Source organism: Paraburkholderia sp. BR13439 (assembly GCF_040948805.1).
GTDB classification, from domain to species: domain Bacteria; phylum Pseudomonadota; class Gammaproteobacteria; order Burkholderiales; family Burkholderiaceae; genus Paraburkholderia; species Paraburkholderia youngii.
This window is the reverse complement of sequence record NZ_JBFPKN010000006.1, coordinates 386,756-411,707: the sequence shown is the minus strand read 5'-3', so window position 1 is coordinate 411,707 and position 24,952 is coordinate 386,756. Positions and strand designations below refer to the sequence as shown.

24 protein-coding genes and 1 tRNA gene are annotated in these 24,952 nt (G+C 61.9%); 2 read left to right on the top strand and 23 right to left on the bottom strand.

The window, feature by feature from the left end; translation table 11 throughout:
• Positions 1–150: 150 nt before the first annotated feature.
• The 23 genes from AB3X96_RS15460 to AB3X96_RS15350 form a co-directional block, all read right to left on the bottom strand.
• A complete protein-coding gene (locus AB3X96_RS15460; RefSeq protein WP_013088948.1) occupies positions 151–741 on the bottom strand; it encodes an NUDIX domain-containing protein in 591 nt (196 codons plus the stop codon).
• Positions 742–786: 45 nt separating this feature from the next.
• The gene (locus AB3X96_RS15455; protein WP_368590376.1) at positions 787–1,083 is read right to left on the bottom strand and encodes a DUF2818 family protein; all 297 of its coding nucleotides are present in this window, start codon (positions 1,081–1,083) and stop codon (positions 787–789) included.
• Positions 1,083–2,555: an NADH-quinone oxidoreductase subunit NuoN gene (gene nuoN, locus AB3X96_RS15450; RefSeq protein WP_368590375.1), complete on the bottom strand. Its 1,473-nt coding sequence runs from the start codon at positions 2,553–2,555 to the stop codon at positions 1,083–1,085. The genes AB3X96_RS15455 and nuoN overlap by 1 nt, the downstream gene beginning before the upstream one ends.
• Positions 2,556–2,579: 24 nt before the next feature.
• Positions 2,580–4,070: an NADH-quinone oxidoreductase subunit M gene (locus tag AB3X96_RS15445; RefSeq protein ID WP_368590374.1), complete on the bottom strand. Its 1,491-nt coding sequence runs from the start codon at positions 4,068–4,070 to the stop codon at positions 2,580–2,582.
• Between the two features lie 14 nt (positions 4,071–4,084).
• A complete protein-coding gene (gene nuoL / locus AB3X96_RS15440) occupies positions 4,085–6,151 on the bottom strand; it encodes an NADH-quinone oxidoreductase subunit L (protein ID WP_176109118.1) in 2,067 nt (688 codons plus the stop codon).
• Between the two features lie 17 nt (positions 6,152–6,168).
• Positions 6,169–6,474, bottom strand: coding sequence for an NADH-quinone oxidoreductase subunit NuoK (nuoK, locus tag AB3X96_RS15435; RefSeq protein WP_368590373.1), 306 nt, complete (start codon positions 6,472–6,474; stop codon positions 6,169–6,171).
• Between the two features lie 20 nt (positions 6,475–6,494).
• On the bottom strand, positions 6,495–7,187 hold the full coding sequence (locus AB3X96_RS15430; protein ID WP_176109120.1) for an NADH-quinone oxidoreductase subunit J: 693 nt from the start codon (positions 7,185–7,187) through the stop codon (positions 6,495–6,497).
• 192 nt (positions 7,188–7,379) lie between these two features.
• Positions 7,380–7,868, bottom strand: a complete 489-nt coding sequence (gene nuoI / locus AB3X96_RS15425; protein WP_013088942.1) for an NADH-quinone oxidoreductase subunit NuoI — start codon at positions 7,866–7,868, stop codon at positions 7,380–7,382.
• Between the two features lie 15 nt (positions 7,869–7,883).
• Positions 7,884–8,948, bottom strand: coding sequence for an NADH-quinone oxidoreductase subunit NuoH (nuoH, locus tag AB3X96_RS15420; RefSeq protein ID WP_176121312.1), 1,065 nt, complete (start codon positions 8,946–8,948; stop codon positions 7,884–7,886).
• Positions 8,949–11,282, bottom strand: a complete 2,334-nt coding sequence (nuoG, locus tag AB3X96_RS15415) for an NADH-quinone oxidoreductase subunit NuoG (RefSeq protein ID WP_368590372.1) — start codon at positions 11,280–11,282, stop codon at positions 8,949–8,951. It abuts the gene before it with no gap.
• A gap of 128 nt (positions 11,283–11,410) precedes the next feature.
• Positions 11,411–12,739: an NADH-quinone oxidoreductase subunit NuoF gene (gene nuoF / locus AB3X96_RS15410; protein ID WP_368590371.1), complete on the bottom strand. Its 1,329-nt coding sequence runs from the start codon at positions 12,737–12,739 to the stop codon at positions 11,411–11,413.
• Positions 12,736–13,221, bottom strand: coding sequence for an NADH-quinone oxidoreductase subunit NuoE (gene nuoE / locus AB3X96_RS15405; RefSeq protein ID WP_013088938.1), 486 nt, complete (start codon positions 13,219–13,221; stop codon positions 12,736–12,738). The genes nuoF and nuoE overlap by 4 nt, the downstream gene beginning before the upstream one ends.
• Before the next feature lie 133 nt (positions 13,222–13,354).
• The gene (locus AB3X96_RS15400; protein WP_176121309.1) at positions 13,355–14,608 is read right to left on the bottom strand and encodes an NADH-quinone oxidoreductase subunit D; all 1,254 of its coding nucleotides are present in this window, start codon (positions 14,606–14,608) and stop codon (positions 13,355–13,357) included.
• A gap of 9 nt (positions 14,609–14,617) precedes the next feature.
• Entirely contained in the window at positions 14,618–15,220 is a 603-nt protein-coding gene (locus AB3X96_RS15395; RefSeq protein WP_368590370.1) for an NADH-quinone oxidoreductase subunit C, read from the bottom strand.
• 20 nt (positions 15,221–15,240) lie between these two features.
• Positions 15,241–15,720: an NADH-quinone oxidoreductase subunit B family protein gene (locus tag AB3X96_RS15390; RefSeq protein WP_006052903.1), complete on the bottom strand. Its 480-nt coding sequence runs from the start codon at positions 15,718–15,720 to the stop codon at positions 15,241–15,243.
• Between the two features lie 62 nt (positions 15,721–15,782).
• Positions 15,783–16,142 carry an NADH-quinone oxidoreductase subunit A gene (locus tag AB3X96_RS15385; RefSeq protein ID WP_018420012.1) on the bottom strand — a complete coding sequence of 120 codons (360 nt, stop codon included), beginning with the start codon at positions 16,140–16,142 and terminating at the stop codon, positions 15,783–15,785.
• Positions 16,143–16,300: 158 nt separating this feature from the next.
• Positions 16,301–16,385: transfer RNA gene (locus AB3X96_RS15380), tRNA-Leu, on the bottom strand.
• Positions 16,386–16,497: 112 nt separating this feature from the next.
• Positions 16,498–16,893 (bottom strand): preprotein translocase subunit SecG, encoded by a 396-nt coding sequence (gene secG / locus AB3X96_RS15375; protein WP_176109126.1) that lies wholly within the window; start codon positions 16,891–16,893, stop codon positions 16,498–16,500.
• A gap of 82 nt (positions 16,894–16,975) precedes the next feature.
• Entirely contained in the window at positions 16,976–17,752 is a 777-nt protein-coding gene (gene tpiA, locus AB3X96_RS15370; RefSeq protein WP_368590369.1) for a triose-phosphate isomerase, read from the bottom strand.
• A gap of 97 nt (positions 17,753–17,849) precedes the next feature.
• The gene (locus AB3X96_RS15365) at positions 17,850–18,866 is read right to left on the bottom strand and encodes an NAD(P)H-quinone oxidoreductase (RefSeq protein ID WP_368590368.1); all 1,017 of its coding nucleotides are present in this window, start codon (positions 18,864–18,866) and stop codon (positions 17,850–17,852) included.
• 145 nt (positions 18,867–19,011) lie between these two features.
• Positions 19,012–21,147, bottom strand: a complete 2,136-nt coding sequence (pnp, locus tag AB3X96_RS15360; protein WP_176109129.1) for a polyribonucleotide nucleotidyltransferase — start codon at positions 21,145–21,147, stop codon at positions 19,012–19,014.
• 333 nt (positions 21,148–21,480) lie between these two features.
• Positions 21,481–21,753 carry a 30S ribosomal protein S15 gene (gene rpsO, locus AB3X96_RS15355; RefSeq protein ID WP_008920609.1) on the bottom strand — a complete coding sequence of 91 codons (273 nt, stop codon included), beginning with the start codon at positions 21,751–21,753 and terminating at the stop codon, positions 21,481–21,483.
• A gap of 194 nt (positions 21,754–21,947) precedes the next feature.
• Entirely contained in the window at positions 21,948–23,255 is a 1,308-nt protein-coding gene (locus tag AB3X96_RS15350) for a branched-chain amino acid ABC transporter substrate-binding protein (RefSeq protein WP_368590408.1), read from the bottom strand.
• Positions 23,256–23,442: 187 nt separating this feature from the next.
• Here AB3X96_RS15350 and AB3X96_RS15345 point away from each other — a divergent pair, with 187 nt between their 5' ends.
• Positions 23,443–23,994, top strand: coding sequence for a hypothetical protein (locus tag AB3X96_RS15345; protein ID WP_176380822.1), 552 nt, complete (start codon positions 23,443–23,445; stop codon positions 23,992–23,994).
• A 228-nt stretch (positions 23,995–24,222) separates the two neighbouring features.
• The gene (locus tag AB3X96_RS15340) at positions 24,223–24,858 is read left to right on the top strand and encodes a carbonic anhydrase (RefSeq protein WP_368590367.1); all 636 of its coding nucleotides are present in this window, start codon (positions 24,223–24,225) and stop codon (positions 24,856–24,858) included.
• Positions 24,859–24,952: the final 94 nt, after the last annotated feature.

Below are 24,952 nucleotides of genomic sequence, written 5' to 3'. Positions count from 1 at the left end.
CCGGCCGGCAGGGCCACGACGAGCCAGCCAGATGGCATAGGAAACGGCATTCCGTTGAGCCAGAAAGAAACGGCGGAGCCAATGACAAAGCCCCTGCCGGTCATCGACCAACAGGGGCTTGGTTAAATCAGCTACCGGGCTGACGCGTACTTATACCGTCTCGGGCGCCTCAGTCGGCCACGTGCCCGACAGCACTTTCTCGAGCCAGAAGGTACCGATGATCGTCTTCACATCGGTGATCTTGCCCGTGCGCACCCACTCGGACACTTGCTCCACGGTCGCGGTGAACAGTTCGAGAAACTCACCTTCGTCGAGCTTGCGCTCCCCCGCGGTCAAGCCCCGCGCCAGATAGATATCAATGAATTCGGTTGAGTAAGAAATGATCGGATGGATCCGTGTCAGGTACACGTACTCGCGTGCGGTATAGCCGGTTTCCTCACGCAGTTCCCGCACCGCGCACGCCAGCGCGCCCTCGTTCGGGTCGAGCTTGCCGGCCGGATATTCGACCATCACCTTGCCCATCGGATAGCGATACTGACTTTCGAGCAGCACGCGACCGTCATCGAATAAGGGGATCACCATGACGGCGCCCGGATGCTGAACGTATTCGCGCGTCGCATGTTTGCCGTCCGGGAGTCGGACCGTATCGTACTTGACCGTCATGAACGGCCCCTGATGGACCGTCTTGCTGTCGATACAAGTCTCGGTTAGCGCGGCGTCGTGATTGGGAAGTTCAGCCATGTGCGGACCTCAGAGCAGCCAGGCGCGCGCGACGGCGGGACGCCGTCAGCGGCGTTTGACGAGATATTGGAAGGTAAAGCCGGGAAAAGCGAACACGACGAACAGAGCAAACGTGATCGCATAGAACTGCCAGCCCTGCTCGAAGCGATTTCCCGCGCGCGCTTCGAGCAGAAAGCCCAGCGCGCCGACCACGAAATACAGCACGATCAATTCGGCAATCCGGAGCCAGGCGCTTTTCTTCGCCGCTTTCAACGGCACCGCGGCGAAGAGGCGCTGATTCAGGAACGGCAGGTTGGCGCCGATTAGCGCCAACAGCACGATAAACCAGCCCGCAGCGGACATCAGAGCAACAGCGTGTGCTGGATCGCCTGCAGGCAGGCGCGCAACAGCGGATCCGGCACGATACCGAGCACCAGCACGGCGACTCCGTTCAACGCGAGCAACGCGCGCGTGCTCGTGTCCGCCACGATCGCCGACTTGTCTTGCGGCTCGTCGAAGTACATCAGCTTGACGATACGCAGGTAGTAGAACGCGCCGAACAGCGACGTGATCACCGCGAGCACGGTAAGCCAGGTCAGGCCGGCGTTCATCGTCGCTTGCAGCACGGCGAGCTTCGCGTAGAAGCCGACTGCCGGCGGAATACCCGCGAGCGAGAACATCATGATCATCATCACGAACGCGAATACCGCGCTGCGCTGATTGAGGCCCTTGAAGTCCTCCAGCGTGTCCGCTTCGAAGTCGCGCCGCGCGAGCAGCATGATGACGCCAAAGGTACCGAGCGTCGTGATCAGGTAGACGATGCTGTAGAACATCGCCGAGCCGTACGCGCCCGCAGCGCCCGTGGTCTTCTGATCGACCACGCCGGCGAGCAGGCCGAGCAGCACGAAGCCCATGTTCGAGATCGCCGAATACGCGAGCATCCGCTTGACGTTGCGCTGCACGATGCCGGTGATGTTGCCGACGATCAGCGACAGCGCCGCCAGAATCACCAGCATCTGTTGCCATTCGACCGCCAGCGGCAGCAGGCCCATCACGAGGAAACGCAGACCCCACGCGAACGCCGCGACCTTCGGACCGCCACCGACGATGAGCGTCATCGCCGTCGGTGCGCCCTGGTACACGTCGGGCACCCACATATGGAACGGCACCGCGCCCATCTTGAACGCCACGCCCGCCACGATGAAGATCACGCCGAACAGCAGCACGGTCGGATCGTAGTGGCTCGTGCTGATCGCCTTGAAAACTTCGTTCAGGTCCAGCGAGCCGGTCGCGCCATACAGCATCGAAACACCGTACAGCAGGAAACCGGAAGCCAGCGCGCCGAGCACGTAGTACTTCATCGCCGCTTCGTTCGACGACGCCACTTCGCGACGCAGCGCGATCACCGCGTACAGCGACAGCGACATCAGTTCCAGACCGAGATACAGCGTCAGGAAGTTGTTGCCCGAGATCATCACGATCTGGCCGAGCAGCGAGAACATGCCGAGCAGGAAGAAGTCGCCGCGGAACAGGCTACGGTCTTCGAGGTAGCGACGCGAATAAACGATCGTCACCGCGTAGCCGAGCGACACCACCGCCTTCATCACGTTGGCGAACGGATCGACCACGTACATGTGATCGAAGAAGTAATGCACTTGCGGGTCGAACGCATTCACCGCGAACCAGATCCCGGCGACGAGCGTCGAGAAGAACGCGATGAAATACGTGGTACGGCGACCCTCCGGGCCGACGAACGTGTCGTTGAGCCACGCGATGACAATGGCGAACATCACCAATGCGTCAGGCAACAGAGCAGTCATAGGGGCGTTTTGCATGGTCTTAAATTCCTCCGCTCGTCGTTACTGAGGCAACGGCAGCTTCGATTGCGCAACGTGGGAGAGGAGGTTTTCCACGGATACGTGCATCACATCGGTAAAGGGCTTCGGATACAGGCCCATGAACAGCGTCAGTGCGGCGAGCACTGCCAGCATGAAAAATTCGCGACGGTCGATGTCGAGCAGGTTCTTCACGTGGTCGTTCGCGACCGCGCCGAAGTACACGCGCTTGTACATCCACAGCGTGTAGGCCGCGCCGAGAATCAGCGTGACTGCCGCGCCACTCGCGATCCAGAAGTTGTACTGGACGGAGGCCAGAATCACCATGAATTCGCCGACGAAACCGGAAGTGCCCGGCAAGCCGCAATTCGCCATCGCGAACAGCATCACGAACGCCGCGAACTTCGGCATCACGTTGACGACGCCGCCGTAATCGGCGATCTGACGCGAGTGCATGCGGTCATACAGCACGCCGATGCACAGGAACATTGCGCCCGACACGAAGCCATGCGAGATCATCTGCACGATCGCGCCTTCCGCGCCGAGCTGATTGAAGATAAAGAAGCCGAGCGTGACAAAGCCCATGTGCGCAATCGACGAATACGCGACCAGCTTCTTCATGTCGGCCTGCACCATCGCAACGAGACCGATGTAGATGACGGCGATCAGTGACAGCGTAATGATGACCGGTGCGAGGAAATGGCTCGCATCAGGCGTGATCGGCAGCGAGAAGCGCAGGAAACCGTACGCACCGAGCTTCAGCATGATCGCGGCCAGCACGACCGAGCCGCCGGTCGGCGCTTCCACGTGCGCGTCCGGCAACCACGTGTGCACCGGCCACATCGGCACCTTCACCGCGAAGGCCAGGAAGAACGCGATAAACAGTAGCACCTGCGGCGTCATCGCGATCTGCGCGTGCTGCCACGTGGCAATGTCGAACGAGCCGGTCTCGTTGTACAGATAGATCAGCGCAACCAGCATCAGCAGCGAGCCCGCCAGCGTGTACAGGAAGAACTTGAACGCCGCGTACACACGGTTCGCCCCGCCCCACACGCCGATAATGATGTACATCGGGATCAGCGTCGCTTCGAAGAACACGTAGAACAGCATGCCGTCGGCCGCGCTGAACACGCCGACCATGATGCCCGACAGGATCAGAAAGGCCGCGAGGTACTGGCCGACGTTCTTCGTGATCACTTCCCACGCTGCGATCACGACGATCACCGTGATCAACGCGGTCAACGAGACGAACCACATCGAAATGCCGTCCACGCCGAGGTGATACATGATGTGGAAGCGCTGGATCCAGTCCGCCTGCTCGACGAACTGCAGGTCGGCGGTGCTCGAATCGAAGCTGGTGATCAGCGGCAGCGTGACGAGGAAGCTCAGGACCGAGCCGATCAGCGAGATCCAGCGTGCGGGAGCGGGGTTCTCGTCGTTGCCGATCGCGAGGACCAGCAGACCGAAGAAGATCGGCAACCAGATCGCGATGCTGAGAATCGGATAAGCGTGCATGAGTGTCTCTCGCCTTATTTGCCGCCGAGCGTTACAAACAGGGTCAGGAGCCCCAGCATGCCGATGATCATGGCGAACGCGTAGTGGTAGATATAACCGGATTGGAGGAAGCGGATCACGCTAGCGAACCACCCGATAAAGCGTGCGCTGCCGTTCACGATGCCGTCGATCACGACCACGTCGCCTTCCTTCCACAAACCACGGCCAATGGCCACAGCGCCCCGCGCAAACACGACTTCGTTGATCTTGTCCATGTAGTACTTGTTATCGAGCAACGTGTAGATCGGGCCGAACGCGCGCTTGATGACAGCGGGCAGATCCGGACGGACCAGATACAGGAACCATGCGACCACCACGCCTGCGAGCGCGAGCCACACCGGCAGGCCCGACACCGAGTGCAGACCCATCGACGCCCAGCCCTGGAATTCTTCGGCCATCTCATGCAGCGCCGGATGGTTCTCGCTGATGTAGATCACCTTGTCGAACGCGACGCCGTGCTGGAAGAAGTCGCCGAACAGCATCGGACCGACGCCGATCGCTCCGATCACGATCGACGGAATCGCCAGCAGCACGAGCGGCACCCACACGACCCACGGCGTTTCGTGCGGTTCGTGAGCGTGGTCGCCGTGACCATGGCCATGGTCGTCGTGGCCGTGCGCGCCATTTGCATGCGACGCGGCTTCTGCGCCCATCGGCGATTCCGGGTGCTTCGGATTGCGGAAGCGCTCCTCGCCGTGGAACACCATGAAATACATGCGGAACGAATACAACGCGGTCACGAACACGCTTGCGACCACTGCGAAGTACGCGAAACCCGAGCCCGGCAGATGCGACAGCTTCACCGCGTCGATGATCGAGTCTTTCGAGTAGAAGCCCGAGAAGAACGGCGTGCCGATCAGCGCGAGCGAACCGATCAGCGACGTGATCCACGTAATCGGCATGTACTTGCGCAGGCCGCCCATGTTGCGCATGTCCTGATCGTGATGCATGCCGATGATCACCGAACCCGCGCCGAGGAACAGCAGCGCCTTGAAGAACGCGTGCGTCATCAGGTGGAACACGGCGACCGAGTAAGCCGACGCGCCGAGCGCGACCGTCATGTAACCGAGCTGCGACAGCGTGGAATAAGCGACCACACGCTTGATGTCGTTCTGGACGATGCCGAGAAAGCCCATGAACAGCGCGGTAATCGCACCAATGACCATGACGAACGACAGCGCCGTATCGGACAGTTCGAACAGCGGCGACATGCGCGTAACCATGAAGATACCGGCCGTCACCATGGTCGCAGCGTGAATCAGCGCGGAGATCGGCGTCGGACCTTCCATCGAGTCCGGCAGCCACACGTGCAGAGGGAACTGCGCCGACTTACCCATCGCGCCGATGAACAGGCAAATGCAGGCCACCGTCAGCAAGCCCCAGTCGGTACCCGGGAAGTTCAGCGCCGCGAGTTCGGTACGCTTTGCGAAGACTTCGCCGTAGTTCATCGAACCGGCGAACGCGAACAGCAGACCGATGCCGAGCAGGAAACCGAAGTCGCCGACGCGGTTCACGATGAACGCCTTCATGTTCGCGTAGATCGCGCTCTCACGCTTGAAGTAGAAGCCGATCAGCAGGTACGAAACGAGACCCACCGCTTCCCAGCCGAAGAACAGCTGCAGGAAGTTGTTGCTCATCACGAGCATCAGCATCGAGAACGTGAACAGCGAGATGTACGAGAAGAAGCGCTGGTAGCCGTCGTCGTCGGCCATGTAGCCGATCGTGTAGATGTGCACCATCAGCGACACGAAGTTGACCACGACGATCATCATCGCGGTCAGCGAGTCGACCAGGAAGCCGACTTCGAGCTGCGTCTTGCCGATCGACATCCATTGATAAACGGTCGCGTTGAAGCTCGCGCCGTCCATCACCTGGAAGAAGACCATGACCGACAGGATGAACGAAATCGCGACGCCGAGGATCGTGACAGAATGCGCACCCGCCCGCCCTATCGCCTTGCCGAACAGCCCTGCAACCAGGGAACCGGCGAGCGGTGCCAGCGGAATTGCCAACAGCAGGTTTTCATTGAGTATCGTGGACATAACCGCTTTTCCTGAAATTAACCTTTGAGCTGATCGAGATCCTCGACATTGATCGTGTCGAGACTACGGAACAGGGTCACCAGAATTGCGAGACCGATCGCCGATTCGGCTGCAGCAACCGTCAGCACGAAGAAGACGAAAACCTGGCCGTGCACGTCGCCCAGATAGTGCGAGAACGCGACGAAATTGGTGTTCACCGCGAGCAGCATCAGTTCGATCGCCATCAGGATGATGATGACGTTGCGGCGGTTCAGGAAAATGCCGACGATGCTGATCGCAAACAGGATCGCGCCGAGGACAAGGTAATGGGCAAGGGTCAACATGATTTCTATCTCCTGTCCGCTCAGCTGTTCTTGGCTGCTGCCGAGTCGGCTGCTGCTGCGGCTGCCGCGGCAGCCGCTTGTTCCGCCGCGATGGTCGCCGCGGTTTTCTCCGACGGCATCTTCACGACACGCACGCGGTCCTGGGCACGCACCTTGACCTGCGCGCTGACGTTCTGACGCTTGCTGTCCTTCTTGTGGCTCGTGGTCAGCGCGATCGCCGCGATGATGGCGACCAACAGAATCAGGCCGGCGATTTCAAACGCGAAGATGTAGTTGGTGTAGATGACCTTGCCGATCAGGCGCGTGTTCGACCAGTCGCCCATACCGGCGGCGGCCGAGGCCGTGTCGTGCAGTGCGGTAGCCGTCGCGCCGTAGCCGTGCCACAGAATCAGTGCGGTTTCGATCACGATGATCGCGCCCACTGCCGATGCCATCGGCACGAAGCGTTTGAAGTCCTTGCGCAGCACGTCGAGATTGATGTCCAGCATCATCACGACGAACAGGAACAGCACCATCACCGCGCCGACGTAGACCAGCACCAGCAGGATCGCGAGGAACTCCGCCTCGAGCAGCATCCAGATCGCGGCTGCGTTGAAGAACGCCAGCACCAGATACAGTGCGCACGCCACTGGATTGCGGGAGGTGATCACCTTCAGCCCTGAAACCACGAGGAGCAGCGCGAAGATGTAGAACAGTACGGTCGTGAATTCCATGATTACCGGTTCATCGTTAGGCCATCGTCAGGCATTGTTCTTTGGCACGCGTGGTTGGCAAAAGCGGAGCAAACCGCCAGTACCTCCACACAGGTGCGCCGTGCCGCGGCGTTCAGGCCGCGGCGGTCGGCCCGACAACAGGCCGTGTTAATGCTTTTACTGCCGCATTTACTGCATCAGCGGGAAAGCGCTTCAACGATACGGTGCGTCGGCTGCCTTGTTGGCGGCGATTTGTGCTTCGTAGCGGTCGCCAACGGCCAGCAGCATTTCCTTCGTGAAGTACAGGTCGCCGCGCTTCTCGCCGTGATACTCGAGAATGTGCGTCTCGACGATCGAGTCGACCGGGCAGCTCTCTTCGCAGAAACCGCAGAAGATGCACTTGGTCAGGTCGATGTCGTAGCGCGTCGTGCGGCGCGTGTTGTCCGCGCGCGTTTCCGATTCGATCGTGATCGCGAGCGCCGGGCACACCGCTTCGCACAGCTTGCACGCGATGCAGCGCTCCTCGCCGTTTTCATACCGGCGCAGCGCATGCAGACCGCGGAAACGCGGCGAGATCGGGGTCTTTTCTTCCGGGAACTGCACGGTGACCTTGCGCTGGAACGTGTAGCGTCCGGTCAGCGCGAGGCCTTTCAGCAGTTCCGTGAGGAAGAAAGTCTTGAAGAAGTTTTGGATTGCGGTCATGGGTTCGTCCGCCCTTTATTTCCAGATGTTCAACGGCGACATGATCCAGAAGCCGACCACCACGAGCCACACCACGCAGACCGGAATGAAGACCTTCCAGCCTAGACGCATGATCTGGTCATAGCGGTAGCGCGGGAACGTGGCACGCGCCCAGATGAACACCGACAACAGCAGGAAAACCTTGAGGACGAGCCAGAAGATGCCCGGGATGAACGACAGGAACCCGAACGGAGCGCTCCAGCCCCCAAGGAACAGTGTTGCAGCCAATGCCGAGATCACGATCATGTTGATGTACTCGGCGAGGAAGAACAGCGCGAACGCCATGCCCGAGTAATCGATCATGTGACCCGCGACGATTTCCGATTCGCCTTCCACCACGTCGAACGGGTGACGGTTCGTTTCGGCGATGCCCGAGATGAAGTACACGACGAACATCGGCAGCAGCGGTAGCCAGTTCCACGACAGGAAATTCAGGCCGTGCGAGGCGAAGAAGCCCTGCTCCTGCGAGCCGACGATGCCCGACAGATTCAGCGTACCGGCCGTCATCAGCACGACCACCAGCGCGAAGCCCATCGAGATTTCGTACGAGACCATCTGCGCGGCGGCGCGCATCGCGCCGAGGAACGCATATTTCGAGTTCGACGCCCAGCCGGCCAGAATCACGCCATACACGCCGATCGACGAGATCGCCATCGCGTACAGCAGACCCGCGTTGATGTCGCCGAGCACCGCGCCCGCCTGGAACGGAATCACCGCCCACACCGCGAACGCCGGCACCACCACCATGATCGGCGCGATGACGTAGATCCAGCGGCTCGCCTGGGCAGGCTGGATCACTTCCTTGAGTAGAAGCTTCAGCACGTCGGCGATCGGCTGCAACAGGCCGCCGGGGCCGACGCGGTTCGGACCGAGACGCACGTGCATCCAGCCGATCAGCTTACGCTCCCACAGGATCAGGTAAGCGACGCACAGCAGGATCACGACGGCCACCACCAGGATGCGCACGAGCGCCCACACCGTAGGCCATGCCACACCGAGAAGCTGGGCGCCGCCCGAGTTGATCGTATCGAACAAGCTCATTTACGCCTTCTCCACCACCAGTTCACCGAACAGGCTGCCCAGCGCTGCACCGGCAGGCGTAGCCGCCGATACGCGGACGACCGTCTCCGCAAGATTCGCGTCGCGCACGGCCGGCAACTGCACCGCTTGCTCGCCCTGACGAACGCGCACCGCGTCGCCCTCTTTCAAACCCAGTTTGTCGAACAGCGCAGCCGGCAGGCCGACCGAATTCGCCGTACGGGCCGCCGCGGTCAGATGCAGCGACTCCGCGCGACGCACCAGCGCGTCGGCGTGATAGATCGGCACGTTCGCGAGACGCTCGAACTTGCCTTCCGCCGCCTTCACGGCCTGGCCGCGCGTCACCGCGACGCCGGTACGGTTCGACAGCCTCGAACTGAGGTCACCGTCGCCGAGCGCCGCTGTGCGCACTTCTTCGACCGTGTCGTATTCGAAGCCCGGCGCGCCGAGCAGGCTGCCCAGCACGCGCAACACCTTCCACGCCGGACGCGTGTCGCCGAGCGGACGCACGACGCCGTTGAAAGCCTGCACCGTGCCTTCCGCGTTGACGAACGAGCCGCCCGTTTCGGTGAACGGTGCAATCGGCAACAGCACGTCGGCATAGTCGGCGCCGGTCTGGAACGGCGACATCACGACGACCATCTCGGCCTGCTTCAGCGCGGCAAGCGCTTGAGCCGGATTGGCCGTGTCGAATTCCGGCTCGAGATTCAAAAGCAGATAGCCCTTGCGCGGTTGCTCGAACACTTCGCGTGCATTCAGACCGCCTTCGCCCGGCAGCGCGTTCACGAGGTGCGCGCCGACCGTGTTGGCCGCTTCGGTCAGGAAACCGAGCGTGGCGCCGGTCGCTTCGGCAATCCATTGCGCCGCGGCGTGGATCGCCGCGAAGTCCGTATGACGGACCGCGTCGTTGCCGAGCAACACGACGCGCAGTGCGCCGTTGGTCAGCGATTTCGCGATCTGCTTGTGCGCGTCCGTCGGCTGCGTGCCCGCGAATGCTTCCGGCAGTGCGACGCCCTTCGCTTCGCCCACCGCGCCAGCGATCCCTGCCAACGCCTCGAGCCATGCCGACGGTGCGGCGACCACACGGTGCGCCTGCGGGATCATCGCGTCGTCGTTGGTGGCCTGGATCAACGTGAGCGCCGAACCACCGCGTGCGACCTGGCGCAGACGCGCGGCGAACAGCGGATGATCACGACGCAGATCCGAGCCGATCACGAGCGCCGCATCGACGTTCGACAGATCGGCGATCGTGCCGCCGAGCCACGGCGCGCCGGTAACGGGGGCCGAGAAGTCCGACTGACGCAGACGGAAGTCGACGTTCGGCGTGCCGACCGCTTGCGCAATCTGCTTCAGCAGGAACAGTTCTTCGATTGTGCTGTGCGCGCTCGACAACGCCGCAAGCGCGTTCGCGCCGTGGTCGCCCGCGATGCCCTTCAGGCCCTTGACCACATAATCGAGCGCGGTTTGCCAGTCGGTTTCGACCCACTGGCCGCCCTGCTTGAGCATCGGCTTGGTCAGACGCTCGGGGCTGTTGAGACCTTCGTACGAGAAGCGGTCCTTGTCCGAAATCCAGCACTCGTTGATCGCTTCGTTTTCGAACGGCAGAACGCGCATCACGCGATTGTTCTTCACCTGCACGATGAGGTTCGCGCCAACGGAATCGTGCGGGCTCACCGACTTGCGGCGCGACAACTCCCAGGTACGGGCGCTGTAGCGGAACGGCTTGCTGGTGAGCGCGCCGACCGGGCACAGGTCGATCATGTTGCCCGACAGTTCCGAGTCGACCGTCTTGCCGACGAACGACGTGATTTCCGAATGCTCGCCGCGGCCAAGCATGCCGAGTTCCATCACGCCGGCGATTTCCTGGCCGAAGCGGACGCAACGCGTGCAGTGAATGCAGCGCGACATCTCTTCCATCGAGATCAGCGGGCCCACGTTCTTGTGGAACACCACGCGCTTTTCTTCGCTATAGCGCGACGACGACTTGCCGTAACCGACGGCCAGATCCTGCAACTGGCACTCGCCGCCCTGGTCGCAGATCGGACAGTCGAGCGGATGGTTGATCAGCAGGAATTCCATCACAGCTTGCTGGCCTTTCACCGCCTTGTCCGACTTGGTGCGCACGATCATGCCGGCCGACACCGGGGTCGCACACGCAGGCACGGCCTTCGGCATCTTCTCGACATCGACCAGACACATCCGGCAGTTGGCCGCAATCGACAGCTTCTTGTGATAGCAGAAGTGAGGAATGTAGGTGTCGACCTTATGCGCAGCCTGGATCACCATGCTGCCTTCAGGCACCTCGACTTTCTTGCCGTCTATTTCCAGTTCAACCATGATGGTCAATCTTCCTTAACCTGTTACCGCTCAATCGTTCGCCTGTTCATCGCCCGCTTCGGGCGATGAATCCTGCGGTTGAGGTGTTCGTCTGGTAGTTATTCGTCAGCCAAATCTGTCGGCCCGACTCAGGCTGCCACTGTTTCGGGCGCCGCCGCCGTGCCGGCATGGCCGCCGACGAGGCAATGCTTGTGGGCGACGTGATATTCGAATTCGTCCCAGTAGTGCTTGAGCATGCCCCGAACCGGCATGGCTGCCGCGTCGCCGAGCGCGCAGATCGTGCGGCCCATGATGTTTTCCGCGACCGAGTTCAGCAGATCCAGATCTTCCTGGCGGCCGAGACCATGCTCGATACGATGTACGACGCGATACAGCCAGCCCGTGCCTTCACGGCAAGGCGTGCATTGACCGCACGACTCTTCGTAGTAGAAGTACGACAGGCGCAGCAGCGAGCGAACCATGCAGCGCGTCTCGTCCATCACGATCACCGCGCCCGAGCCGAGCATCGAGCCAGCCTTCGCGATCGAGTCGTAATCCATGTCGGTCTGCATCATCATCTCGCCCGGAATCACCGGCGCCGATGAACCGCCAGGAATCACGGCCTTGATCTTCTTGCCGCCGCGCATGCCGCCGGCGAGTTCCATCAGCGTCGCGAACGGCGTGCCGAGCGGAATTTCGTAGTTACCCGGACGCTCGACGTCGCCCGACACCGAGAATATCTTCGTGCCGCCGTTGTTCGGCTTGCCGATTTCAAGGTAATTCTGCGGTCCGATGGCGAGCAGGAACGGCACCGCCGCGAACGTCTCGGTGTTGTTGATGGTGGTGGGCTTGCCGTACACGCCAAAGCTCGCCGGGAACGGCGGTTTGAAGCGCGGCTGCCCCTTCTTGCCCTCGAGCGATTCGAGCAGCGCGGTTTCCTCGCCGCAGATATACGCGCCGTAACCGTGGTGCGCATGCAGCTGGAACGAGAAGCCCGAGCCCATGATGTTGTCGCCGAGGAATCCGGCGCGGCGAGCTTCTTCCAGCGCTTCTTCGAAACGCTTATAGACTTCCCAGATTTCGCCGTGAATGTAGTTGTAGCCGACCGTGATGCCCATCGCGTACGCGCCGATCGCCATACCTTCGATCAGCGAATGCGGATTGAAGCGCAGGATGTCGCGGTCTTTGAACGTGCCCGGTTCGCCCTCGTCCGAATTACAGACGAGGTACTTCTGGCCCGGGAACTGACGCGGCATGAAGCTCCACTTCAGACCGGTCGGGAAGCCCGCGCCGCCGCGGCCGCGAAGTCCCGACGCCTTGACGTCGGCGATCACCTGCTCGGGTGCGATCTTTTCTTCCAGGATGCCGCGCAGCTGGGCGTAACCGCCGCGCGCCACGTAATCTTCGAGATGCCAGTTGTCGCCGTTCAGGCCGGCGAGAATCAGCGGTTTGATGTGACGATCGTGTAAAGACGTCATTTCGAAAGTTCCTCGAGCAGCTGGTCGATCTTCTCGCGGCTCATGAAGCTGCACATGCGTTGGTTGTTCACCAGCATCACCGGCGCGTCGCCGCACGAACCCATGCACTCACCCTCTTTGAGCGTGAATTTGCCATCGGGCGTGGTTTCGCCGAAGTCGATGCCGAGCTTCTGCTTCAGGTATTCAGCGGCGCTTTCCGAACCACCGTCCGGGCCGAGCTGGCACGGCAAGTTCGTACAGAGCGTGATCTTGAATTTGCCGACCGGCGAGGTCTCGTACATCGTGTAGAAGGTCGCGACCTCCTGCACGGCGATTGCCGGCATGCCGAGATAATCCGCGACGAACTGCATCAGTTCGGGCGACAGCCAGCCATGCTCGGTTTGAGCAGTGGCCAACGCCGACATCACGGCGGACTGTTTCTGATCGGCGGGGTACTTGGCGACCGCGCGATCGATTTCTTTCAGGCCTTCAGCTGAGATCATTTTCAGACACGACTCTTTCAATTCCTACCGAACGAAAACCTGTCGCTCACGTGAGACTGCGACAGACCCGGCGTTCCTTTGCTTGACGCGCGTGGCGGTGCGATGCCCGCGGACGCGCGTCGATGAATACGTCCTAGCGATCCACTTCGCCGAACACGATGTCCTGCGTGCCGATGATCGTCACGGCATCGGCGATCATGTGGCCGCGGGCCATTTCGTCAAGCGAGGACAGGTGTGCATAGCCCGGCGCGCGGATCTTCAGACGGTATGGCTTGTTGGCGCCGTCCGAGATCAGATAGATGCCGAACTCGCCCTTCGGATGTTCGACTGCGGCGTACGCCTCGCCTTCCGGCACGTGGAATCCTTCGGTGAACAGCTTGAAGTGATGGATCAGATCTTCCATGTTCGACTTCATGCCGACGCGCGACGGCGGCGCCACCTTGTGATTGTCCGTCATCACAGGGCCGGGATTTTTACGCAGCCACTCAATGCACTGTTTCGCGATCCGGCACGATTGACGCATTTCTTCGACGCGTACCAGATAGCGGTCGTAGCAATCGCCATTCACGCCGACCGGAATGTCGAAGTCGAGCTTGTCATAAACTTCATACGGTTGCTTCTTGCGCAGGTCCCACTCGACGCCCGAGCCACGCAGCATCGCGCCGGTCATGCCGAGTTGCAGCGCGCGCTCCGGGCTGACCACACCGATGCCGACCAGACGCTGCTTCCAGATCCGGTTGTCGGTGAGCAGCGTTTCGTATTCGTCCACGCACTTCGGGAAACGGGTGAAGAAGTCGTCGATGAAGTCGAGCAGCGAACCCTGACGGTTCTCGTTCATCTTCGACAACGCCTTCGCATTGCGAATCTTCGACGCCTTGTATTGCGGCATTGCGTCAGGCAGATCGCGGTAGACGCCACCCGGACGGTAGTAGGCCGCGTGCATCCGTGCGCCGGACACCGCTTCGTACACGTCCATCAGGTCTTCGCGCTCGCGGAACGCATACAGGAACACCGCCATCGCACCGACGTCGAGCGCGTGCGCGCCGATCCACATCAGGTGATTCAACACGCGCGTGATTTCGTCGAACAGTACGCGAATGTATTGCGCGCGCAGTGGCACGTCGATGCCGAGCAACTTTTCGATGGCAAGCACGTAGCCGTGCTCGTTGGCCATCATCGACACGTAGTCGAGACGGTCCATGTACGGCACGGACTGGATAAACGTCTTGCTTTCGGCGAGCTTTTCAGTCGCGCGATGCAGTAGACCGATGTGCGGATCGGCGCGCTGAATCACTTCACCGTCGAGTTCGAGCACGAGACGCAACACACCGTGCGCTGCCGGGTGCTGCGGACCGAAGTTGAGCGTGTAGTTCTTGATCTCTGCCATGACGTTCTCTTAGTGTTTCAGACCGCCATAGCGATCCTCGCGGATCACGCGCGGCGTGATTTCCCGCGGCTCGATCGTCACCGGCTGATAGACGACGCGCTTCTCTTCCGGGTCGTAACGCATCTCGACGTAGCCGGAGACAGGGAAATCCTTGCGGAACGGATGACCGATGAAACCGTAGTCGGTCAAAATGCGGCGCAGGTCCGGGTGACCTTCGAAGACGATGCCGTACAGGTCGAACGCTTCGCGCTCGTACCAGTTGACCGAATTCCAGATATCGACGACGGACGGCAGGATCGGCATGTCGTCGTCCGGCGCGAATACGCGCAGACGCAGACGCCAGTTGTTCTGCACCGACAGCAGATGCAGCACTGCTGCAAAACGCGGGCCGTCGTAAGCGCCTTCAGCATAGGTCTGGTAATCGACGCCGCACAGGTCGACACACTGCTCGAAACCGAGCGAGCGGTCGTCGCGCAGGCGCTTTGTCACATTGAGGTAGTCGCCAGCCTTGACGACGATCGTCAATTCACCGACCGACTCGGTCACGCTCGTCAGGAGGCCGCCAAAGGCCGCCTCGAGGTTCGCTTTCAGGGTCTCGAGTTTGCTTGCCATATTGTGGGGAGGCTTTGGCCTTATTGACGGGCGATGGTGTTGGTGCGGCGAATCTTGGCTTGCAGCTGGATCACGCCGTACACCAGCGCTTCCGCGGTGGGCGGACAACCCGGCACGTACACGTCGACCGGGACAATCCGGTCGCAGCCGCGCACCACCGAGTAAGAGTAGTGGTAATAGCCGCCACCGTTCGCGCACGAGCCCATCGAGATCACCCAACGCGGCTCCGCCATCTGGTCGTAGACCTTGCGCAGAGCGGGCGCCATCTTGTTGCACAGCGTACCGGCGACGATCATCACATCCGACTGACGCGGACTCGGACGGAACACGACACCGAAACGGTCGAGGTCATAACGGGCGGCGCCCGCATGCATCATCTCGACCGCGCAGCATGCGAGACCGAACGTCATCGGCCACAGCGAGCCGGTGCGCGTCCAGTTGATCAGTTTGTCTGCCGTAGTGGTGACAAACCCTTCTTTCAAGACCCCTTCGATACTCATTTGCTTTCCACTCCAGACGGGGCGGCAAGCCTGGCCACCCACGCAAACCGGCGATTAATCCATCATTCCCAGTCGAGGCCGCCCTTCTTCCAGATGTAGGCAAAACCAAGCAGGAACTCGAGCAGGAAAATCATCATTGCCGTGAACCCGGCCCAGCCGATGTCACGCAATGCCACGCCCCACGGGAACAGGAACGCGGTTTCAAGATCGAAAATGATGAAGAGAATGGCGACGAGGTAGTAACGCACATCGAACTTCATGCGCGCATCTTCGAATGCTTCGAAGCCGCACTCGTACGGTGCGTTTTTTTCGGTGTCGGGTTTGTTGGGACCGAGGAGCTTGCCGATACTGACCAGTGCTACGCCTAAACCGGTGCCCACAATAAGGAACAACAAAACGGGGAAATAGGCTGCGAGGTTCAAGACAATCCTCAATCGGTTGGTTCTGAGTGCCGTCAGGAGCATAGCACCCCTGACGCGAAATCACTTCCTCAACACGCATGACGTAAGCCCTGCAGCCATACGCCAGAAGTGAAAATGCCAGCCGAAGCGAAGCAAGCGGCTGGCATTTAGATAACATTTGGTGCCGACGGCGAGACTCGAACTCGCACAGCTTTCGCCACTACCCCCTCAAGATAGCGTGTCTACCAATTTCACCACGTCGGCACTATATGCAATCCGGGAAAACAACTTGTAAAACCCGCGAATCGCTTCAAGACTTGAATTGTAACTTGTTTAAACAGATTGTTCAACGCACAAGAGCACGCCTACAGAAAATTTATTTCGGCACACCCGTTGCCGGAACCGACGCAGGCGAAGCCGGCACTGCGGGCGATGCCGCCACCGGAGCCGAGCCTGCAGCCGGTGCGGAAGCAGGCGAAGCCGCGATCGGTGCAGTAGCCGCCGCGCCCAGCACGCCTGCCGACGGCTTCACGTGATACGCACCAAGATAAGTGAGCGCCAAGGTCGTGGCAAAGAACAGCGCTGCGAGCACCGCCGTGGTACGCGACAGGAAGTTCGCCGAACCCGTCGCACCGAACAGGCTACCCGATGCGCCGCTGCCGAAAGCTGCGCCCATGTCGGCACCTTTGCCGTGCTGCAGCAACACGAGGCCGATGACCCCGAGCGCGGACAACAACTGAACGACGATAATCAATGTTTTCAAATACAGCATCACACTCACCTGAGTCTTTATTTAACCGCGCCGCACACTGTGTGTTGCGCGAAAAGGAGTCATCCTCGTCGAGACGCTCTGCTTAACCCGCCACGCTGGTCGCAGCGGCCGCCTTGCAGATCGCCAGGAAATCCTGATCTTTCAACGACGCGCCGCCGATCAGGCCACCGTCGATATCGTTCTGACGGAACAGTTCTTCCGCGTTGTCCGGTTTCACGCTGCCGCCGTACAGCAACGGTACGTCCGCCGCACCCTTTGCCGCGAGACGAGCACGCAGGAACGCATGCACGGCCTGCGCCTGTGCCGCCGACGCGCTCTTGCCGGTGCCAATTGCCCACACCGGCTCATACGCGACGACGAGGCGAGCCGCGTCCTGAGACGACAGCTTCGCGAGCACTTCGTCGAGCTGACCGCCGACGACCTGCTCGGTCGAACCAGCCTCGCGTTCTTCGAGCGTTTCGCCGACGCACACGATCGGCGTCAAACCCGCCTCGAGCACACGCTGCGCTTTCACCGCGACCAGCTCGGCGCTTTCGCGGTGATACGCGCGACGCTCCGAATGCCCGACGATCGCAAACGTGGCACCGAAGTCCGTCACCATCGGCGCAGCCACTTCGCCGGTATAGGCGCCATGCGTGAACGCGGACACGTCCTGCACGCCCCACACGACCGGGCTGCCTTCGAGCAGCGACTGCGCCTGCGCGACATAGAGGCTCGGCACGCAGACACCGACGCGCACGTCGGCCGGCAAATCATTGGCGCCCTGCACCACTGCCCGCAACAACGCGGCGTTCGCGGCGAGCCGCCCATGCATCTTCCAGTTACCGACTACCAGTTTGGCTCGTTGTTGATTAGACATCGTCTCGTATTGTCCTGTCTTGCCAGTCCGACCTGCTCCGGCGCGCGCAAAACGCGCAATTTTACTGCGTGGGGTGGATCGGGTCAAACCGATGGTGTCAAGCCTCCTGACCCCACGTCAACACGATCTTGCCGACGTGGGTGCTGCTTTCCATCAGCGTATGCGCGTCGGCAGCCTGGCTGGCCGGAAACACGCGATGCACGACCGGCTTGATGCGCCCGGCTTCGAGATGCGGCCATACGCGCTCTTTCAATTGCGCGGCGATTTGTGCCTTGAACTCGATCGGCCGTGGCCGCAGTGTCGAACCGGTAACGGTCAGACGGCGACGCAGCACTTCGTTCAGGTTCAGCTCCGCCTTCGCGCCGCCGAGCAGCGCAATCAGCACGATGCGGCCACCGTCGGCGAGCGCCGACAGTTCGCGCGGCACGTAGCTGCCCGCGACCATGTCGAGGATCACGTCGACGCCACGATCGTTGGTCAGCGATTTGATGACTTCGACGAAATCTTCAGTCCTGTAGTTGATCGCCCGTTCGGCGCCGAGCGCTTCGCACGCGCGGCACTTGTCGTCCGAGCCTGCGGTGGCGAACACACGGAAGCCCAGCGCGTGCGCAATCTGGATCGCCGTCACGCCGATGCCGCTCGATCCGCCCTGCACGAGCAGCGTTTCGTTCGCGCCGCCCTCGCCCTGGCCGAGCTGCGCGCGATTGAACACGTTGCTCCACACCGTGAAGAAAGTCTCGGGCAGCGAAGCCGCTTCGACGTCCGACAATCGCGCCGGCACGGGGAGGCATTGCAGAAGCGGCGCCGCCGCATACTCGGCATAGCCGCCGCCCGCGAGCAGCGCGCAAACGCGGTCGCCAATCTTCAGACCGAACGGATTGTTCTTCGCTTCGAGCGTGCCGCCGACGATCTCGCCCGCCACCTCCAGCCCCGGCAGATCCGACGCTCCCGGCGGCGGCGCGTAACCGCCCTTGCGCTGAAACACGTCCGGACGATTGATGCCGGATGCCGCCACCTTGATCAGCACCTCGCCAGCCTTGAGCTGCGGCGTCGGACGCTCCGCCAGCTTGAGGACTTCCGGGGCACCGAATTCAGTGATTTCGATCGCTTTCATCTGCGTCAACTCCAAGATTGGATTGCGTTGCCTACCCGTTGCTGCCGTCCGCCGTAGCGCTGCGATTCGAATACGCAACGCAATCCATCCTGCATGAAAAACGGCCGGCGTGCATGACACGGCCGGCCGTTTGTCCGTTACCGACTTACTGCGGCGTCGGTTCGCCTTGCGGCGCGTCGTTCAGCAGTGCCTTCGCCGACAGACGCACACGACCCTTCTCGTCCGTCTGGATGACCTTGACCTTCACCTGCTGGCCATCCTTCAGATAGTCGTTGATGTCCTTGATGCGCTCGTTCGCGATCTCGGAAATATGCAGCAGACCGTCCTTACCCGGCAGGATGTTCACGATCGCGCCGAAGTCGAGCAGCTTGAGCACGGTGCCTTCGTACACCTGGCCCACTTCGACTTCCATCGTGATCGCTTCGATACGGCGCTTCGCTTCGGCCATGCCTTCGCTGTTCGTGCTCGCGATCGTGACGACGCCGTCGTCCGAAATGTCGATCGTCGTGCCGGTTTCTTCGGTCAGAGCACGGATCACCGAGCCGCCCTTGCCGATCACGTCGCGGATCTTTTCCGGGTTGATCTTGATCGTGATCATGCGCGGTGCGAACTCCGACAGCTGCGTGTTCGCGCCTGCCACGGCCGAGGTCATCTTGCCGAGAATGTGCATGCGGCCTTCCTTAGCCTGCGCGAGCGCGACCTGCATGATCTCCTTCGTGATGCCCTGGATCTTGATGTCCATCTGCAGCGCGGTCACGCCTTGTTCGGTACCCGCGACCTTGAAGTCCATGTCGCCGAGGTGATCTTCGTCGCCGAGGATGTCGGTCAGCACCGCGAAGCGGTTGCCTTCGAGAATCAGGCCCATCGCGATACCGGCGACGTGAGCCTTCATCGGCACACCGGCGTCCATCAGCGCGAGGCAGCCGCCGCACACCGAAGCCATCGACGACGAACCGTTCGACTCGGTGATTTCCGAGACGACACGGATCGAGTAGCCGAATTCGTCGGCGCTCGGCAGGCACGCGACGAGCGCGCGCTTGGCGAGACGGCCGTGACCGATTTCACGGCGCTTCGGCGAACCGACGCGGCCCGTTTCGCCGGTCGCGAACGGAGGCATGTTGTAGTGGAGCATGAAGCGTTCGCGGTACTCGCCTTCCAGCGCGTCGATGCTCTGCTCGTCGCCCTTCGTGCCGAGCGTCGCAACCACCAGCGCCTGCGTCTCGCCGCGCGTGAACAGCGCCGAGCCGTGGGTACGCGGCAGCACGCCGGTGCGGATTTCGATCGGCCGCACGGTGCGCGTGTCGCGGCCGTCGATACGCGGCTCGCCGTTCAGGATCTGGGTACGGACGATCTTCGCTTCGATGTCGAACAGCACGTTGCCGACCGACGCTTTGTCGGCCGCCACGGTACCGGCTGCCGCCGCTTCTTCTTCGAGCTTCGCCGAGGTCGCCGCGTAGACTTCCTTCAGCTTGGTCGAGCGAGCCTGCTTGTCGCGGATCTGGTAAGCGGCGAGCAGATCGGCTTGCGCGAGTTCCGTGACGCGCGCGATCAGCGCTTCGTTCTTCGCGGCCGGCTGCCAGTCCCACTCGGGCTTGCCGCCTTCGCGGACCAGTTCGTGGATCGCGTCGATCGCGGTCTGCATCTGCTCATGACCGAACACGACGGCGCCGAGCATCACCTCTTCGCTCAGCTGCTGCGCTTCCGATTCGACCATCAGCACCGCGCGTTCCGTACCGGCGACGACGAGGTCGAGCGCCGATTCCTTCATCTGCGGACGCGTCGGATTCAGCACGTATTCGTTGTTGATGTAGGCCACGCGTGCCGCGCCGACGGGGCCATTGAACGGCAGGCCGGACACCGCGAGCGCCGCCGATGCGCCGATCAGCGCCGGGATGTCGGCGGGGATTTCCGGATTCAGCGACAGCACGTGAATCACGACCTGCACTTCGTTGTAGAAGCCTTCCGGGAAGAGCGGGCGCAGCGGACGGTCGATCAGTCGCGAGATCAGCGTCTCGCCCTCCGACGGACGGCCTTCGCGACGGAAGAAGCCACCCGGGATCTTGCCGGCGGCGTAGGTCTTTTCGATGTAATCGACGGTGAGGGGGAAGAAGTCCTGGCCCGGCTTCGCGGTCTTCGCGCCGACCACGGTGGCGAGCACCACGGTGTCTTCGACGTCGACGATCACCGCGCCGCTCGCCTGGCGAGCGATTTCACCGGTTTCGAGGCGAACGTTGTGCTGCCCCCACTTAAACTCTTTGACGATCTTATTGAACATAGTCATTGCTTTTCCTCATCGTAATGCCACGCGGACCGGAAGCGGCGCGGCAACGCCGGGACCGGCGCCGCATGGGAAGAGTCGTGCTATGCCATTCCAGAGAGTCACGTGCTGCACGCGCGCGCGAACCGCTGGAATGACACAAAACTCTGCCCTGAAGCCCGGCCTTGTTTCCTGTTACTGCTTTTCTACTACTGCTACTACGCTTGCCCGTGGACGCCGCGCGAACCGGTATACGCCGGATCACAGGCGGTGCGCATTACACGAAGCGCGCCGTGCAAAAACAAAATGCCTGTATCAGCGAAACTGACACAGGCATCTTGCTGAACGACTGGCCGATTACTTACGCAGACCCAGCTTCTCGATCAGGCTGCGGTACCGATCCGCGTCCTTACCCTTCAGGTAGTCGAGCAGCTTGCGACGGCGGCTCACCATGCGCAGCAGACCGCGGCGGCTGTGGTGATCCTTCGTGTGCTCCTTGAAGTGGGAGGTCAGTTCGTTGATACGGGTCGTGAGCAGCGCGACCTGAACTTCGGGGGAGCCGGTGTCGTTAGCTGCGCGTGCGAATTGCGCGACGACTTCGGACTTCTTGCTTGCTTCAACTGCGGACATGTCAATTTCCTTGATAACTGGACAGGCGGTCACGGAAGAAAGGCCGTGCCGTGGGATACCCGTTTCACAATTTACTGAGCCCCGTTCGTGGCTGAATTAGCTGAATGAGAACCCAGCCGAACAACGGGACGCGTATTGTAGCACAGCCGACATCTGCCGCGAAGCCCGCGCTAGCAAGGCGAATCGCGCGGCGCTCAGAGGCGCCGCATCCGACAGACCGTCGGCAATATCGTGCGCTCGGCTGATAGCGCCAGCACCGTGCGAAAGCCGTAGCCGGAACCTTCGTTATCGAAATGCACGCCGGGAGTGCCGGCTTTGTCCATCTGCATCACGTAAAGGGGCTGGATCAGCTGATGGTCGTCGGCGCGCATCCACGATGCGTGAAAACCGTTGTCGAAGCGGATTCCCTCGAGCGCTTTCGCGACCGCCGTCGGATCGGCGCTGCCGGCGCGGTTCATCGCGGCGGCGAGTGTGTCGAGCAGCAGTGGCATACGCAGCACCGGATAGTCGTCCTGCGCGGCCGGATAGCGCGCGCGGAACGCCGCGTACCATGCATCGGAGGGCGCGCCGCCGACGTTCGGATGCCACTCGGCCACGGCGATCACGTGACCCACGCCCGCGTCGCCGAGGGCGGCCGGCGCCCCAAGGCTGTTGCCGTAAAACGTGTAGAACTTCGTGTCGAGGCCCTGCTCGCGCGCCGCCTTCACGAGCAACGTCAGGTCGTTGCCCCAGTTGCCGGTGATCACGGCGTCCGCGCCGGCCGCGCGGATCTTCGCGATGTACGGCGCAAAGTCCTTCACTCGACCGATCGGGTGAAATTCGTCGCCGACCACCGCGATGTCGGGGCGCTTCGCCGCGAGCGTCGAGCGCGCGAGGCTGCTCACGTCGTGGCCGAAGCTGTAGTCCTGATTCAGCAGGTAGACCTTTTTCACCGTCTTGTCGCGCTCGATCACCTCGGCGAGCGCGGCCATCCGCATGCCCGCGTGCGCGTCGAAGCGGAAGTGCCAGAAGCTGCAGTTCGCGTTGGTGAGCGCGGGGTCGTCGGCCGAGTAGTTCAGGAACAGTTCGCGGTTGTCCGGCTCGCGGCTGTTCTGCTTGTCGATCGCGCCGATGAGCGCCGCGGCGACCGCCGAGCTATTGCCCTGCAGGATGTAGCCGATATGGCGATCCGCGGCTGCGCGCATTTGCGTCAGCGCTTCCTCCGCGCTGCCCTTGCTGTCGAGCACGACGAGTTCGAACGGATGCGCGCCGTCCGCGAGCTTCACGCCGCCGCGCGCGTTGACCTGCTCGACGCCGAAGCGCAGATTGCGCTCGACCGCCGCGCCCGCGTTCGCAAACGGGCCGGACATGCCTTCGATCAACGCGAGCCGGATCGGAGTGCCCGAGGGTTTGCCGGTCGGATTCACCACCGAACTCGTCGCCTGAGCCACGCCAACGCCCACCGCCGCCATTGAGATCGCCGTCAGCGCAATCGCCGCCGCCCGTTGCCACACCGCCGTCATGGTCGTCCTGCCTGAATCTTCGAAGCGCGGATCATAGAACCACGCGCACGGAATAGGCAAGCCGGCGCATCCGTTCTCCTTTGGAGGCGACCCACGTTCGGGCAGCGCCATTCTTTCGCCACGGCGCGTGTCAAAATGGTGGGTCTCGATGATAAGAACCGCTATTCAAACGCCATCGGAGGAATACATGTCGAACCGCCATCACCGCACGGCGGCCTCTATCACAACCCCGGCCGGCGCGAGTCTGCGGCGCGCCGCGTTCGTTTGCCTGAGCGTGCTCGCGCTCGCCGGCTGCGCCCAGCCGTGGCAGCAGTATCAACAGGGAGCGGATGCATCGACGGTGATCGCGCGGCTCGGACCGCCGCGCGAAACCTACGACCTGCCCGACGGCGGCAAGCGCCTGATGTGGCCGACGCAACCGATGGGCGAAACCACCACCGCCGCCGACATCGACGCGGCCGGCAAGATCGTCAACATGCGCCAGGTGTTGCAACCCAACGAGTTCTACCGCGCCGAGATCGGCAAATGGACGCGCAGCGACGTACTGGTGAACTTCGGCCGTCCGGTCGAAACGTCGTACTTCCCGATGATGAGGCGCGAAGTCTGGACCTATCGCTATCTCGAGGACAACGTCTGGTACATGCTGTACAGCTTCTACTTCGATGACCAGGGCATCTTGCGCCTCACGCAGAAGACCCCCGACCCGCTGCACGAGCCCGACCGCCGCAGCCTGTTCTGAATGCTGAGCGCGATCTTCGAACGAAGAACGCTATCTCAATAAAGCTGCCTTCCGTAGGCAGCTTTTTTATTCTCTAAGCATAAAGCCGAATTTTATCCTGTTCACGTCAACAACTTCGCAAAAGAAAGGTTATTGTAAACACCGTTCGTGCACCGGCTGACGATCGACCGCGCAACTGCGGTTCCGGTCCGGTGCCAGGTCAATTGCCTCTGTTACGGAGCTGCTACGATGAACCGCCCCAAACACCTGCTGGTCGCCAACGTCGCGTGGGCCCATGAAACCGCGACGCGCAATCCGGCATTCTTTCGCGACCTCATGCGCGGACAGAATCCACACATTCTGTGGATAGGCTGTGCGGACAGCCGAGTGCCCGCCGAAACGATCACGCATTGCGAGCCCGGCGACCTGTTCGTCCATCGCAACATCGCCAACCTGTTTGATCCCGGCGACGACAACGTCGCGAGCGTCCTCGAATACGCGGTGCGAGTGCTCAAGGTCGGCCACGTGATCGTCTGCGGACACTATGGCTGCGGCGGCGTGCGCGCCGCGCTGCTGCCCCCGGACCCCGCGCTGCCCCATGTAAACCGGCGTATCGCGCCGCTCTGCGCGCTCGCGCAAACGCATCGCCCGGAACTGGACGGCGCGGCGACCGAATCGGATCGCGTCAATCGCCTCGCCGAGCTGAACGTGCTCGAACAGGTGCGGCAGCTACGGGCGAGCCCGATCGTGCACGAGAGTGATCCGGCGCCGCTCGTGCACGGCTGGATCTTTGCGCTCGACGACGGGCGCATCAAGGTTCTCACCTCCGGCTACAGCGCCGACGACGCGATGACATGCCCGACCGCCGCGCACAGCGCGGCCTAGCGAAGCGCGTCGCACCCGCGATTCGAACCGCGGACGGAGCCGACAGCGGAATCCTCATCCAGCCCCCTGTTCGTCGCCCGCGGCCCTAACTCTC